Consider the following 13,695-nt stretch of genomic DNA (forward strand, 5'->3'; position numbering starts at 1 on the left):
GGCAATGACTCCAGAAGTAGCTGTTGATCTGTTCCGCCAAGCGCTATGGCTGACCTGTATCATGGTTGCCATTGTGGTAATGCCAGGTTTGTTGATCGGCCTTGTGGTTGCCATGTTTCAGGCGGCTACGCAGATCAACGAACAGACCCTGAGTTTTCTCCCGCGTCTGCTGGTAACCTTCGTTACCTTGATTTGGTTGGGGCCTTGGTTAACTACTCAGTTGATTGAGTTTACCGATACCCTGTATCGGCAGATTCCAGGGCTGATCGGCTGATGCTGGAGCTATCCAGCGCCGAACTTAGCCGCTGGGTCTCAAGCTACCTGTGGGTGCTCTTTCGCATCGCAAGCGTGCTGATGACCATGCCGGTATTCGGCACTCAACTGATACCAACTCGTATACGCCTGTATTTTGCCTTGGCGCTTACCTTGCTGGTCGCGCCACAGATTCCTGAAGTCCCAACCCTTGATGCGCTGTCACTGAGTACCTGGACCATTATCGCCGAGCAAATAGTGATAGGCGCTGCTATGGGGCTTTCGCTGCAGCTCTTATTTCAAGTTCATGTGATGGCTGGTCAGATTATTGCGATGCAGATGGGCTTGGGGTTTGCGTCGATGAACGACCCTAGCATGGGTATCTCTGTGGCCGTTGTAGCGCAGGTATTTACCATGCTGGTTACCTTGTTGTTTTTGGCGATGAATGGCCATCTGGTCGTGCTTGAGGTGCTGGTTGAGAGCTTTAATACGTTACCTATTGGCGAGACGCTGGCGGCAACTGACTTTGAAGCATTGGTTTACCGTTTCTCTTGGGTAATGGCCTCGGCCATTCTGATTGGTTTGCCCGCCATTGCAGCGCTGCTGATCGTTAATTTGTCCTTTGGCGTGATGATGCGCGCGGCGCCGCAGCTAAATATTTTCTCGATTGGCTTTCCGCTAACGCTGATCTTTGGCTTGTTCATACTCTGGGTTCTGTTGAGTAACGTGCTGGGGCAGTATCAGGAGTTAGCGTCTGATGCTCTTATCTGGTTGCGTGCTTTGGTGAGGGCGAGCTGATGTCCGAATCCGAGAGCGGTCAGGAAAAAACAGAAGACCCCACGGCCAAACGGCTTAAAGAGTCGCGCGATAAGGGGCAGGTGGCTCGCTCGAAAGAGCTGAATACGCTGGCTGTGGTGATGGTCTCAGCGCTCGCGCTGCTAATGCTCGGCCCCGAAATGGCACGTAAGTTGATGGGTATCATGGTCTTCAACTTCTCATTTGAGCGTGAGGCGCTGTTGGGCACTGATGCCATGGCGCTCCATCTGTACACCTCGGTAATGGAGGGGATAGTTGTACTTGCGCCCCTGTTTGCCATGCTGCTGGTGGCTTCTATCGTCGGCCCTATCATGCTCGGTGGATGGCTTTTTAGTGTCAAATCGTTGGCGCCCAAGTTCGAGCGAATGAATCCCCTTGCAGGGCTCAAGCGTATGTTTTCGCTAAAAGCCTTGGTCGAGCTGCTCAAAGCGCTGGCCAAGTTTTTGGTTGTGCTTGGTACCTCATTGCTGGTGCTGCATTTGCGCACCGATGACTTTCTCAGTATTGGTCAGGAGCCGCTGGAACAAGCCATAGTGCATTGCGCCTGGGCGCTGGCCTCCGCGTTGTTGATTCTTTCATCTTCGTTAATCCTCATTGCACTGGTCGATGTGCCCTTCCAGCTATGGGATAACAAGCAGAAGCTGATGATGACCAAGCAGGAGGTGCGTGACGAGTTCAAGGACTCCGAGGGTAAGCCTGAGGTCAAGGGTAAAATTCGGCAGCTGCAACGTGAAATGGCCGAACGCAGGATGATGGAGAAAGTACCGCAGGCGGACGTGGTGATTACTAACCCAACGCACTTTGCTGTGGCCTTGAAATATGATCCGCTGAACGGCGGCGCCCCGATTATGCTGGCCAAAGGCGCTGATTTCATCGCGCAAAAGATCCGTGAAGTCGCCAACGAAAACAATATCGTAGTGCTGGAGTCACCGCCGTTGGCGAGAGCGGTCTACTACAGCACTGAGCTTGATCAGGAGATTCCTTCCGGTCTCTATTTGGCAGTGGCTCAAGTATTGGCTTACGTGTTTCAGCTGCGCCAATATCGTGCCGGCCAGGGCAAGCGGCCAGGGCCTATGCCCGAACCGCCCATTCCTGATGATCTGAAGAAGTAACCAGGCCTGACAGATAAACTGGTTGATTTGGTTATTGTGCCGGCGGTGGGCTGTCCTGCAACTCCAGTTCCTGGATCAATTCACCCAGGTCTTCCTCCATGAGTCGTCGCAGTTCTGCTTCGTATTCATCAATAGAGCCTGACAGGTCGAGGATGATTTCTACCCGGCGGTTGAGTGCACGGTTTTCCGGGGAGTCGTTATCTGCCCGTGGACGAGTTTCGGCATAGCCTTGCACTCTTATTCGCTCCGGCTCGATGGTGTCGTTCAGCAGCAGTGCATTGGCTACCGACGAGGCACGTGCTGCCGATAGGTCCCAGTTGGAGTGGAAGCGGTTGGTTTTGATCGGGATGTTGTCGGTATGCCCCTCAATCGTGACCTCACCTGGCAAGCGTGACACTACATCGGCGATCTTATCCAACATGTCCTGAAAGTCGGGTGTCATGTCTGCGGAGCCTGAAGGGAAGGAGCCTTTCTCCTCTACCCTGATCACAATGCGCTTGCGGTCGTGCTCAAGTTGCATGCGGCCTTGTTTCAATTCGTTGTCGAGCACCTCACGCAGGGCATCAATGCTGGTCTCTACCTGGTCTTCAGTCGTTTTGCTGACTTGCTCTTTTAGTTTTCCTTCCAGCTCTTCACGCAGGGTATCAAGTTGCGGGGCTTGTTCTGTGGTCTGCTGGCGGACGCTATCAACTGGCGTAGGTTCGGGCTTGCCGGGGGAAAACTTGTCAAAGATGGGACTGGTGCCCATCGGGATTTCCAGGGCCGGGATCTCTCGCTGCACACCAAAGGCTTTAGACATCTCGCCAGCTATCTGCTTGAACTTCTGTGCATCTATCTCGGAAAAAGACAGCAGCAACACGAAAAAGCACATCAGTAGTGACATCAGGTCAGCGAAGGTCATCACCCATGCTGGTATACCTGGGCCGCTTTCTTCCTCTTCCATCAGGCTTCTTCCGCTTCGCCGCCAATTTTGTCGCGCTTGTTCTGCGGCAAATAGCTGCTGAGCATTTGCTCGATGACCCTAGGGTTGGTTCCTTCCTGTATAGCCAGGATGGCGTCTATCCATAGACCCTGCATGCGTGCTTCTTCACTCATTCTTAGCGTTAGCTTGTCGGCTATTGGCAAGCAGAGCATGGTTGCCAGCATGGCGCCATAAAGAGTTGTCAGCAGGGCTACGGCCATGGCCGGGCCGATGGATTTAGGATCTTCCATATTGGACAGCATCTGCACCAGGCCGATGAGCGTACCAATCATGCCCATAGCTGGGCCGACGTCACCTAGAGCGCTGAACACCTTGGCTCCCCAGCGGTTGCGGTCCAAGGTCATTAGCCGTTCCTTTTCCAGAATGGCCTTTACGGTTTCCTGTGGATGGCCATCAATCAGCAGCTGAATACCGCTTTGCAGGAAGGGGGATGAAATCTCCTTGTCTTCCAAGGCCAGCAGCCCCTGCTTTCGCGCAACAGTAGCGAGCTCGACCAGCTCGTTAATGCTTTCTTCAGTGTCAGGCAGCTTGAAACGAAATGCCCGCCCAGCCACTTTAATCGCCCCGATGAATTGGCCGACGTTAAACTTTGCCAGTACAACAAACAGACTGCCGCCAATGACAATCAGCAGTGAAGGTACATTGAAGAATACCTGTGCTCCGGTACCCAGCAGAATGGACGCGGCAATGATGCCAATGGCGCCGATCAGGCCAATTAGTGTCGCGAGATCCACACGTGCTCCTTTTTTTGATGGGGATACAACAAAGAAAGTTCGGGTCCAAGGGAAGTCGGGCGCCATTCTAAGGTGGAATGCGCGCAAGTGAAATGCCTCGCGTCAATCCTTTGTCTTTCTTATGCTGAGTTTGCACTTTTTACTGGAGGTACCTATGTCGTCTGTTTCTCGTGTTTCCTGGGGGTCTATCGTAGCAGCCGGGTTGATCGCTATCGCGTTGGCTTTTATGGCTGTTAGCCTGAAAACCGGTTTGTTGCAGTTCCGCGGCGCTGATCGTGTGGTGAGCGTAAAAGGGCTGGCTGAACGTGAGGTGCAAGCCGACCTTGCGCTCTGGCCAATCAATTTTACGCTTACTGGTAACAGTCTAGACCAACTGCAGAACGATATAGACACTCAGCAAGGCTTGGTTCGATCTTTTTTATTGCTTAAGGGATTCAAGGAGCCGCAGATTCAGTTATCGGTGCCTAAAATCACCGATCAACATGCGAATAGCTACGGTAATAACCTACCGCCTGAACGTTACCGTGCGGATGTCACCGTTCTAGTGCGTACCGAGGAGGTCGATAGCGTCAAGCAAGGCATGCAGTCAGTGGGCGAGCTGGTGAAGTCTGGTATCGCGCTGACTCAAAGCTACGAGTTTCAGCCCAGCTTTCTATTCACCCAGCTTGATAGTATCAAGCCGGATATGATCGCTGACGCAACCCGCGATGCGCGCGCAGCAGCAGACCAGTTCGCGCGCGATGCAGGGGCTGAAGTGGGAAGTATCCGCCGCGCAACACAGGGATATTTTTCGATCGAGGATGTTGATCCCTTCACCCCGGAAACCAAGCGCGTCAGGGTGGTTACCAATATCGACTACAGCCTGGAATAAGCTCAGAGGTGTTCATTTACTGATGGATAAAGTCAGCGATTTGTTGCGGCCAATCCGCCAGCTCGTTGACTCTGTCAATAATGCGTAGTTCAGCGTTGGGCAGGCTTTGAGCCAATTGCTCTGCGCTGCTTATCGGATGGATAGGGTCGTCGCGCCAGGCTAGTATCAGTGCGGGTTGATCGAGCTTTTTCAGCTCGATTGGTGCTGGCATGTCGGACGCGATTGCACCCTGCAGGACGGCTATCAAGAGCTCACGGGTGAAGCCTGACAAGCTTTCGAGCTGCGCCAAGGCGTCTTGTGGGCGGGCTTGGCCAAGCCAGTCTGGCAGTGCAGGATACTGGCGCGACAGCTGTATTAACGCGTTCATACCGCGAGCGCGTAAAAGACGAATCATCTGCTCGTATTTTGCTACCTGAACTGATCGGTCGGACCAGACGGTGGGTGGTGTTGCCAATACCAACTTGCAGACGCTATCCGGGGCCTGCAGGGCGGCTAATATTGCGCTGGCGCAACCCATGGATTGCCCGCCCAAGGCAAAGCGGCCAGTGGTATTGTGCCTTGCTACCATCAGCATGTCTGACGCAAGCGCAGGCCAGCGATAGCGCAATGGGTCCAGTGGTCGGAGCGAATTGCCATGACCACAGGCGTCGTAGCGTACCCATTTGAGGTCGCTATCGCGATGATGAAACCAGCCGGTAGTGTCTTCCTGCGCCATGCTGCCCATTAAACCGTGCCCCCACACCAGCGGTAATCCATGGCCGGATGTCCTGACCTCAAGCATATATCACCATTCCCGCAATAGATGGGGCAGCTTAACAGGCACCAATGGCGCTGACAGCTACGCTGGCGCCGTTTAGACTGATGTTTTTTACCGGGGATCATGGCATGGAGTTGTTACCCTGGGCGCACCAGACCAGCGCGGGCTTCAGTCTGCGCGGTTGGCATAGCCCTCCCAGCGGCAAGCCTTTACTGCATTTTCTGCACGGCAACGGCTTTTCTACCCGCAGTTACGAGCCTTTGCTGGAGTTGCTCGCGCATGACTTTGATCTCTGGCTATGCGATTTGCAGGGGCATGGCCAGAGTGATCATGGCGATAAGTTTGTTGGCTGGAATCGTAATGCTGAACTGGCGCTGGAAGCTTTTGAAGCCGGTCGAGGATTGTTTGGCAATGTGCCTCGTGTGGCTTGTGGCCACAGCTTTGGTGGCGTTTTAACTGCTTTGATCCTGTCGGCGGAGCCCGACCTGTTTGAACGTGCCGTTTTACTCGATCCAGTGTTTTTTCCACCTGGCTTGATCACCTTGAGGCGCGGCTTGGGTCTACTGGGAATAAACAGCAATCCTGTGGCCAAGCGTGCCAGGTCGCGACGCGACAGCTGGCCGGATCGTGCCGCCGCGCATAGCAGTTTGCATAACAGGGGGATGTTCCGCGGATGGGATGAGAATGCCTTCGCTGCGCATATTACGCACGCATTACGGGATCACCCGGAGCGTGGGGTTGAATTATGTTGTCATCCGAGTCGCGAAGCCGACGTCTTCATGAGCATGCCCAGCGGCCTCTGGAGGTCGCTGCGGCGCATCAAGACAGCTACGCATATCATTTATGGCGATCGCACCTATCCCTTTGTCGGGGTAAGCGCACGCCGCCTCGCAGGCAGCGGTGTGCGCTGTACAGCGCACCAAACAGCGGGTGGTCACTGCTTTATGCTGGAGCACCCGCGGAGTGCTGCCGAACAGGTTAGCCGTTTCTTGCTGTCTTAAGCTTTGACGTCAGCTCGTTGCTCAGCGTCCTCGCTGAGCAACTGGCTACGTTCGCGAATGCTGCGTGCAACGTGCTCTGCCAAGCCGGTGCCGGCTTCGCTCATGGTCAGATAGGTATGGTCGGCGCCTGCGCGAATAATGGCTCTGGCGATGTCCTCATACATTGCGTGTGAAACGATCAGGCCGGCAAAGCCGCGTGAGCGCAGTTTTTGCACGGCGATGGTCTTGGCTTCTGCATCGTTCATGGCCAGGATCACCGAATGAATATTGGGCATATCAAGGTTCTGCCAGAAGACCTGGTCCTCTGCGTCAGCGAAGAGCGCGCGGCGGCCGTCTTTAAGGCTGGCCTCAACAGCGACCGGGTCCGAGTCCAGTGCAATGACATTGAAGCCCTGTTCGGCGAGATTGTCGTAGGCTGCCCGGCCAGTCCGTCCCAGACCCATAATCAGAACCTGAGCATCATCAAGCGTAATGGGTTGTTCGTCTGGATGACGAATGTTGCGTTCAAAGGGCAGCAGGTAGGGCGACAAGCGCTCGTAAATTGAGTGGACAATGCGGTTGAGTGGAGCGGAAAGCAGGAACGAGAAAGCCACCGTTAAGGCCAAGGGGATCAGCCATTGCGGAAGCACCAGGCTCGCCATGATTAGCCCAAACTCGCTGTAGTTGGCCAGGGTCAGGCTACTTAGAAAGGCGCTACGAGCACGCAGCTTGAAGCCGACAAACAGCAGGAAGAACAGCAGCGCTTTGAGTGGTAGCAGTAGGGTGATTACCAATGCGAAGATAACTGCCTGCATATCCGGCAAGCCGCCGAGCCCTATCTGCAAGAAGAAGCCGACCAGAAAGATTTCTTTAAGGCTCCACAGCGACTGTGCAAGTTCGCCCGCGCGCTTGTGACCTGCCAGCAGCGCACCAAATGCCAAGGCGCCCAATTCGGAGCTGAGTCCAAGGGCTTCGAAGCCGGCACCGCCAATTACCAGCGCCAGTAGCAGGCCGAGTAGCACCATCAATTCTTCGTGCCCGCTGAGATCAAGCAGCTTGTAGAGTATTGGTTTGCTCAGGGGCAGGATAATTACCATCAACGCCCAGGCTGACGGACTTTTACCGCTGGCGATGCTGATGGCTACCAGGGCAATCAGGTCCTGCATGATCAGGACACCGATAGCCACCCGGCCATGGAAGGCGCGCAGCTCGCGTTTACTCTCCAGTACTTTGGCGGCCAGCACAGTACTGGAAAAAGAGAGTGCCATGGCCAGCAACGTAGCTTCACCCAAGGGGAGCTCTAGAAAATAGAGTAGTCCGGCTAGCAGCAGCGCGGTAGACAGAGCGAAGTGCAAGAGGCTGCCGCCAATCACCTCTGGCCGCACCAGGTTCTTCACCTTGAGTTTGAGGCCAACGGTGAACAGCAACAGTAAAACGCCCAGATGCGCTATATGGGAGAGTACCTCGCTGTCTTCAGGGCCGACGCCAACCCTTGAACCCAGAGCAGACAGTGCAAATCCGGCACCGAGATAACCGATTAGGGGAGGGAGGCCCACCTGGCGCACGGCCAGTCCCATCATGAAGGCAAATGCAATCCATACCGCTTCAATCACGCGTTCGTCCCTTATCCATAGATGCTGCAGCCCTGTTCGGCACATGCGCAGCGTATTGTCGTGAGCGTATTTGCCAAGGATATTGCCAGACTATAACGAAGTTTTAACTGCTCTGCTGATGCTCTCACGTACAAAACAAAAACGGCCCGACAGTTATCTGTGGGGCCGCTACTTGTTGTTGCCGTCTTTCAGGATCAGGCGGCGACGATTACGTCACCATGATTTTCTGGCTCAATCAGCGCCTGGTGCAGTGCTGCGACAGCTGCGTCGTAATCCTCTTCCTTGATGATGCACTGCATCTCAACTTGGCGGATCGACTGGTGGATCGCCTGGATGCTGATGTCAGCTTCTGCCAACGCGGCAACCGTCTTGGCGAGGATGCCCTTGACCTTTAGGTCTGAGCCAATCGCCGAAACGATGGCGATGTTGTGCACATTGACTTCGGCCATCGGGTACTGCTCTTCGATCAAGCGCGATGCGCGGTTGATCATCTTGCGTGAGCCCGATGCATAGTAGGTGATGCTATTGGCATCTGAGTCCTTGTTGACCACATAGAGCTTGAGCTTCTTCAATAGCTTGGTGATCTCAAGGTCATATCCGACGTCGCCGAGCATCTCCTGATCAAAGACTTCCAGACCAAATACGTCCTTGCGGCCGGCGATGATTTCAACGCAGGGCTTCTCGCTGCAATAGTCCTGACTGATCAGGGTGCCACCATGATTCGGTTCAAACGCATTTTTGATGCGCAAGTGGATACCGGCACGGCGCAGGGTGCGCGCAGCTTTGGGATGAATCGCTTCCATACCAAGGTTGGACAGCTGGTCGGCTACGTCATAATTGGTGCGGCCGATGGTGACAACTTTGTCCACGCCAACCAGGTTTGGATCGGCACTCGAGAGGTGATATTCCTTGTGAATAATCGCCTCGTGCGCGCTGGTGGATGCGGCAATCTGTGCGAAGGTGATTTCGCTGTAGCCGCGGTCAAAGGTGTTCATCAAGCCTTCGCTGCAATGGGTATAGCCAGTAGCAACAACCAGCTCCTTGCTTAGATCGATACCGTCAAAGCTGTCCTTGACCATATCCTGGAACGCCTTTGGTTCGCTCTGGTTCCAGCCGGTAAGGTCAACCAGGCGTGCGTTGACGCCTTTTTTCTTCAGCGCCAGCACGGTATTGAAGGCACTGTGCGCTTCGCCCAAAGAGGCTAGCATTTCGCGTACTTTCATCAGGTGCTCGGTCAGCTGGAAGTGGCCGTAGGAGCAAAGCTGCTGCAGGCTCACCATGCAGTCACGCACGTCACTGATGCGGCCTTCAATAAAGCGGTCGGCCGCCAGACGCTCGTACTCGCCCTTGAACAGCTCGGCATTCTTGCTGACCATGGATTCCTGCACAGCGTCCAAGGCATCCAGCCAGGCATCCTCGACATGGGCGTCGGCAAATCGCTCGTACACACCGGGCTCACCGGTTTTCTTGTGCTCGAGCAGCATGTTGGTCATACCGCTGTAGGCAGAGACAACGAAAACACGCTGGTACAGGTCTGTACCCTGACGTTGGCCAATGAAAATGTTGTTCAGTACTTCCTCAAAGCGACTCATTGATGTGCCGCCGATTTTCTCTACTGTATGCATAGTCCTGGTTTCTGTCGTTGGTGAATCTTGTCCTGCTGCCAGCAGGTAGAGAGCCTCATGCCCTCGTTTGTCCGTCTTACTGCGGCGCGTTTCTGCCGCTGGCTGTGTACCTGAGGCGACCAGATTTGTTTGGCTGCCAGTACATCTTATCGTGGGGTTTGCGATGAAGGCTGTGTTAACGTCCGCGAAAGCATGCCGCGGATTGTTACCTTCCGGCAGGAAACCGCGGTCGAACCGCGATTAATCCCGACTGGCAGTGCGCAAAGCGCCATCGCTGGCAGCTTTGCGGTTTGCCGTCAGACCAGACTGATCAGTCGCTGTCTGCGGGGTATACGCCGTCTTTGTCGTGTACTTCGCGGCCACTGATCGGTGGGTTGAATACACAGGCCATTTTCATGTCCTCAGTCCCGCCGCGCAGCATGTGATCATCATGCTGGTCCAGGATGTAGAGTGTGCCTGGACGGATCTGATAGACCTTGCCGTCGGAAAGCGTCTCGATCTCACCGTTGCCGCTCATGCAATACACAGACTCAAGGTGATTCTTGTAGTGGATGTGCGTTTCCTTGTTGGCGAAGATGGTGGTGATGTGAAACGAGAATCCCATCTTGTCATCCTTGAGCAGCATCCGGGTGCTTTCCCAAGTCTCGGTGGTGACGCGGCGGTCGGAGTTTTCGCATTCTTCCAGTGTACGTACGATCATCTATTCATTTCCTCTTCGAGTCGGTGTTGGGTCGCAAAGCTGCCGGGATCAGGATGCCTGATTGGCAACCTGATCGCTCATTACCTTGGCAAAAGCAGCTTCCAGGATGGTCAGCGCTTTTTCGATCTGTTCGTCAGTAATGGTCAGCGGGCACAGGCATTTAACGACTTGGCTGTGGTTGCCGCTGGTTTCAATGACCAGGCCGTTGGCAAAGGCTTCTTTACAGATGGCTGAAGCCGTCTCGCCATCGGGGCAACTGATACCAACCATCATGCCGCGACCTTTAACGTACAGCGAGTCAGGGCCGTGCTTGCGTGCGATTTTCTGCATGCGGTCCTTGATTACTTTGCCTTTAGCCTGAACGCTCTTGGCAAACTCGTCGTTGGTCCAGAAGTGCTCAAGCGCAGCTGCAGCGGTTACGAAGGCGTGGTTGTTACCACGGAAGGTGCCGTTGTGCTCGCCTGGTGCCCACTGGTCCAGCTCGTTGCGCATGATGACAATAGCGAACGGCAGACCGAAACCGCTAAGCGATTTGGACATGGTGATGATGTCAGGCTTGATACCCATTTCTTCAAAGCTGAAGAAAGTACCGGTACGGCCACAACCGGCCTGAATGTCATCGGCAATCAGCAGCATTTCGTGCTTGCGGCACAGCTTTTCAAGCTTGCGCATCCACTCGGCAGAAGCGGTATTCAGACCACCTTCACCCTGAACAACCTCAACGATGACGGCGGCTGGCTTGTCGATACCGCTGCTTGGGTCGCTGAGCAACTTGTCCATCATGGAGATGGTGTTAACGTTTTCGCCAAAGTAGTTGGCATAGGGCATACGGCTGACATCGGTCAGGGGTACGCCTGCCGCACCGCGGTGGTGACCGTTACCGGTAACCGCGAGTGCACCGATGGTGCAGCCATGGAAGCCGTTGGTGAAGCTGATGACGTTGCTGCGTCCAGTTACCTTGCGGGCCAGCTTCAACGCAGCTTCAACGGCGTTGGCGCCAGTGGGGCCGCTAAATTGAATCTTGTATTTAGAAAAGCCGCGTGGTTCCAGGATCACCCGATTGAAGGTTTCCAGAAAGCGCTCTTTAGCGGCGGAGTACATGTCCAGGCCATGGGTAATACCATCTTCTTCCAGATACTTGATCAGTGCTTTCTTCAGTACCGGATGGTTATGGCCGTAGTTCAGGGTGCCTGCACCCGCCAGGAAGTCGATGTAACGCTTGCCTTCGGTGGTGACCAGCTCTGCGCCCTGAGCCTGGTTGAAGAGGACCGGGAATGAACGGCAGTAGCTGCGGATGTCGGATTCGTTTTTCTCGAACTGTTCAAAGTTGTTCATGATATCTCCTGGTCTCAAGCGTGAGCTGTTTGAGTAATTGATTGAGTAAAGGGGCCAGCACGGTAAATAACTTCGTCGTCGTGCTGTCCGTTGAAATGCTTCTCGCGGGAGAACAGCACTTCAGTGGTGAAATCGGCGCCCAGCAGGCGGAAGGCCTTTTTAAACAGGGCCTCGGATGCGTCGTTGCCGGGCGAGATGGTGGTCTCCAGACGGGTCACGCCAGCGGCGCGAGTACGTTCAACCAGAGCCAGCAACATCTTCAGGGCCAAGCCTTGGCCACGCATTCTGCTATCTACCGCAACCTGCCACACGAACAACGTGTCGGGGCGTGCTGGTGGGCGATAACCAGAGATGAAGCCTACCAAGTCTCCGTCATCGGCCTCTGCGGCGATGGCTGTTTCAGCGAAGTCTGCACATTGCAGCAAGTTGCAGTACACCGAGTTGGTGTCCAGTGGCTGGCAGCGTGCGACAAGTTGGTTCAGAGCAAATCCGTCGAGGCCGGTGGGCTGGCGGAGTGTTACGTTTTTAGAAGCCAAAACTAGGTTCCCGAATGTTTATGCTTAAATTCTTTTTCCATAATAAACATATCCAAAAAATTATCTCAACCCGCTATGAATGCAGCTTACAGGGCTATATTTTTGCTTATCAAATATTTATAGCTGTTAAATATCGCTGTCATATCCGTTGTGATTTACTTATCGATTTGACGTCCAGCCCTTGTCGCTAAAGGGCTGGCGCGGATGCGGGTAAAAGGCGGTAGAGCGGCTTGGAGGTAATAAAATATGGCCACAAAACAGGGCGTTTTTAGCCGATGAGCGACGTGAAATTATTTTTAGCGCCAGATGTGTGCAAAAAACGCAAATGGTTTTGCACCAAGGGGGTGCAAGTCTTTGCGGGGTCGGGGATATAGAGCAGGGGGGGGCGCTCGGCACCCGTATCTGATGCCGAGCTTCGTTAACGGCTATTTAGAGGGTAAAGCCACCGTCAATAGGAATGATGTTGCCTGTCATGTAAGCGCCGCCAGCGCTTGCCAACATAATGGCCAGTGCCGACATTTCTTCTTCACGTCCCCAGCGTTTCATCGGGATGTGCTGGCAATCTGCTGCCATTGCCTCGGGGTCGCTGTGGATGTGCTGGGTCATTTTGCTCGGGAAACGGCCGGGCGCAATAACGTTAACATTAATATGCTCACTCACTAGCTCACGCGCCAGGTTGCGCGACAATTGGTGTACGGCTGCCTTGCTAGGGCCGTAAGAATATGCTTCTTCACCAAAGGAACTGATTCCGGCAACCGAGCCAATGTTGATCACGCGTGTCGGGTTCGCCGCACTAGCGTTTTTACGCAGCATGGGCAGCAGTTGCTGAATGCAGCTGAATACCGATGTCACATTGAGCTGCATGACCTTTTCCCAGCCTGATACCGGGAAATCCTCCAGTGGGGCTCCCCAGCTGGTACCTGCATTATTTACGAGAATATCGAGGTGGTCGGTGTGCTGAGCAACGTCAGCAGCGAGCTGCTTGGCTCCAGCTTCGCTCGACAGGTCTGCGCCGATGGCAATGCACTCGCCGTACTGACTTAGCTCTTTTGCTGTCTGTTGGCCCTCGGCGAGCTTGCGGCAGCATATGATGACCTTAGCGCCAGCCTCCAAGTAACCCTGCGCGATCATACGGCCAATTCCGCGGCTACCACCGGTAACCAATGCCGTGCGGCCTTCGAGGCTAAAGTATTGCTGCATGTGATGACTCCTTGTTGTTGGTTGGAAAGCCGGTTTGGCTGTTACTGACACCTTAATACGCGGGTCTCGCGCTCCCCAAGCAAAGAGGAGGGTTATCCAGAGTACAAATGCTGCCTCATACGTGTCGGGTGATCAGGCGCTTTAGCCGCTTTTGCTTTATCCTGTTGCCATCGCGTCACGGG

Annotated in this window: 14 protein-coding genes; 5 read left to right on the plus strand and 9 right to left on the minus strand. The window is 54.4% G+C overall.

What is annotated here, in order from left to right; all coding sequences use genetic code 11:
* Positions 1–4: 4 nt before the first annotated feature.
* The 3 genes from fliQ to flhB are packed head-to-tail and all read left to right on the plus strand — an operon-like array spanning position 5 to position 2,180.
* Entirely contained in the window at positions 5–274 is a 270-nt protein-coding gene (fliQ, locus tag EF096_RS01285; RefSeq protein WP_123887786.1) for a flagellar biosynthesis protein FliQ, read from the plus strand.
* Entirely contained in the window at positions 274–1,050 is a 777-nt protein-coding gene (fliR, locus tag EF096_RS01290; RefSeq protein ID WP_123887787.1) for a flagellar biosynthetic protein FliR, read from the plus strand. Before fliQ ends, fliR begins: the two co-directional genes overlap by 1 nt.
* Positions 1,050–2,180 carry a flagellar biosynthesis protein FlhB gene (gene flhB, locus EF096_RS01295; RefSeq protein ID WP_123887788.1) on the plus strand — a complete coding sequence of 377 codons (1,131 nt, stop codon included), beginning with the start codon at positions 1,050–1,052 and terminating at the stop codon, positions 2,178–2,180. The genes fliR and flhB overlap by 1 nt, the downstream gene beginning before the upstream one ends.
* Positions 2,181–2,211: 31 nt before the next feature.
* Here the strand turns inward: flhB and tssL are convergent, their stop codons facing one another.
* Positions 2,212–3,123, minus strand: a complete 912-nt coding sequence (tssL, locus tag EF096_RS01300; RefSeq protein ID WP_123887789.1) for a type VI secretion system protein TssL, long form — start codon at positions 3,121–3,123, stop codon at positions 2,212–2,214.
* Positions 3,123–3,896, minus strand: a complete 774-nt coding sequence (pomA, locus tag EF096_RS01305; RefSeq protein WP_123887790.1) for a flagellar motor protein PomA — start codon at positions 3,894–3,896, stop codon at positions 3,123–3,125. Before pomA ends, tssL begins: the two co-directional genes overlap by 1 nt.
* A gap of 154 nt (positions 3,897–4,050) precedes the next feature.
* Here pomA and EF096_RS01310 point away from each other — a divergent pair, with 154 nt between their 5' ends.
* Positions 4,051–4,767: an SIMPL domain-containing protein gene (locus EF096_RS01310; RefSeq protein WP_123887791.1), complete on the plus strand. Its 717-nt coding sequence runs from the start codon at positions 4,051–4,053 to the stop codon at positions 4,765–4,767.
* Between the two features lie 16 nt (positions 4,768–4,783).
* Here EF096_RS01310 and EF096_RS01315 read toward each other — a convergent pair whose 3' ends face one another.
* Complete coding sequence (locus EF096_RS01315) at positions 4,784–5,548, minus strand: alpha/beta fold hydrolase (protein ID WP_123887792.1); 765 nt, start codon at positions 5,546–5,548, stop codon at positions 4,784–4,786.
* A gap of 104 nt (positions 5,549–5,652) precedes the next feature.
* Between EF096_RS01315 and EF096_RS01320 the strand changes: the two genes are divergently transcribed.
* Entirely contained in the window at positions 5,653–6,525 is an 873-nt protein-coding gene (locus EF096_RS01320) for an alpha/beta fold hydrolase (protein WP_123887793.1), read from the plus strand.
* Here EF096_RS01320 and EF096_RS01325 read toward each other — a convergent pair.
* The 6 genes from EF096_RS01325 to EF096_RS01350 all read right to left on the minus strand — a co-directional run bounded on the left by EF096_RS01325 (position 6,522) and on the right by EF096_RS01350 (position 13,513).
* A complete protein-coding gene (locus EF096_RS01325) occupies positions 6,522–8,117 on the minus strand; it encodes a cation:proton antiporter family protein (protein ID WP_123887794.1) in 1,596 nt (531 codons plus the stop codon). The two genes, EF096_RS01320 and EF096_RS01325, sit on opposite strands and share 4 nt — an antisense overlap.
* A 194-nt stretch (positions 8,118–8,311) precedes the next feature.
* The gene (locus EF096_RS01330) at positions 8,312–9,742 is read right to left on the minus strand and encodes an aspartate kinase (protein WP_123887795.1); all 1,431 of its coding nucleotides are present in this window, start codon (positions 9,740–9,742) and stop codon (positions 8,312–8,314) included.
* 310 nt (positions 9,743–10,052) lie between these two features.
* Complete coding sequence (locus tag EF096_RS01335; RefSeq protein ID WP_123887796.1) at positions 10,053–10,442, minus strand: ectoine synthase; 390 nt, start codon at positions 10,440–10,442, stop codon at positions 10,053–10,055.
* A 48-nt stretch (positions 10,443–10,490) separates the two neighbouring features.
* Positions 10,491–11,777 (minus strand): diaminobutyrate--2-oxoglutarate transaminase, encoded by a 1,287-nt coding sequence (ectB, locus tag EF096_RS01340; RefSeq protein ID WP_123887797.1) that lies wholly within the window; start codon positions 11,775–11,777, stop codon positions 10,491–10,493.
* 14 nt (positions 11,778–11,791) lie between these two features.
* The gene (gene ectA / locus EF096_RS01345) at positions 11,792–12,313 is read right to left on the minus strand and encodes a diaminobutyrate acetyltransferase (protein ID WP_123887798.1); all 522 of its coding nucleotides are present in this window, start codon (positions 12,311–12,313) and stop codon (positions 11,792–11,794) included.
* 429 nt (positions 12,314–12,742) lie between these two features.
* On the minus strand, positions 12,743–13,513 hold the full coding sequence (locus EF096_RS01350; RefSeq protein ID WP_123887799.1) for an SDR family oxidoreductase: 771 nt from the start codon (positions 13,511–13,513) through the stop codon (positions 12,743–12,745).
* Positions 13,514–13,695: the final 182 nt, after the last annotated feature.

This window comes from Pseudomonas neustonica (genome assembly GCF_003797945.1).
Taxonomy (GTDB): domain Bacteria; phylum Pseudomonadota; class Gammaproteobacteria; order Pseudomonadales; family Pseudomonadaceae; genus Halopseudomonas; species Halopseudomonas neustonica.

Bases quoted from the DNA above. Each gene is read 5' to 3' on its own strand.
- fliQ (WP_123887786.1), top strand. From the start codon at position 5: ATGACTCCAGAAGTAGCTGTTGATCTGTTCCGCCAAGCGCTATGGCTG.
- fliR (WP_123887787.1), top strand. From the start codon at position 274: ATGCTGGAGCTATCCAGCGCCGAACTTAGCCGCTGGGTCTCAAGCTAC.
- flhB (WP_123887788.1), top strand. From the start codon at position 1,050: ATGTCCGAATCCGAGAGCGGTCAGGAAAAAACAGAAGACCCCACGGCC.
- tssL (WP_123887789.1), bottom strand. From the start codon at position 3,123: ATGGAAGAGGAAGAAAGCGGCCCAGGTATACCAGCATGGGTGATGACC.
- EF096_RS01310 (WP_123887791.1), top strand. From the start codon at position 4,051: ATGTCGTCTGTTTCTCGTGTTTCCTGGGGGTCTATCGTAGCAGCCGGG.
- EF096_RS01315 (WP_123887792.1), bottom strand. From the start codon at position 5,548: ATGCTTGAGGTCAGGACATCCGGCCATGGATTACCGCTGGTGTGGGGG.
- EF096_RS01320 (WP_123887793.1), top strand. From the start codon at position 5,653: ATGGAGTTGTTACCCTGGGCGCACCAGACCAGCGCGGGCTTCAGTCTG.
- EF096_RS01330 (WP_123887795.1), bottom strand. From the start codon at position 9,742: ATGCATACAGTAGAGAAAATCGGCGGCACATCAATGAGTCGCTTTGAG.
- EF096_RS01335 (WP_123887796.1), bottom strand. From the start codon at position 10,442: ATGATCGTACGTACACTGGAAGAATGCGAAAACTCCGACCGCCGCGTC.
- ectB (WP_123887797.1), bottom strand. From the start codon at position 11,777: ATGAACAACTTTGAACAGTTCGAGAAAAACGAATCCGACATCCGCAGC.
- EF096_RS01350 (WP_123887799.1), bottom strand. From the start codon at position 13,513: ATGCAGCAATACTTTAGCCTCGAAGGCCGCACGGCATTGGTTACCGGT.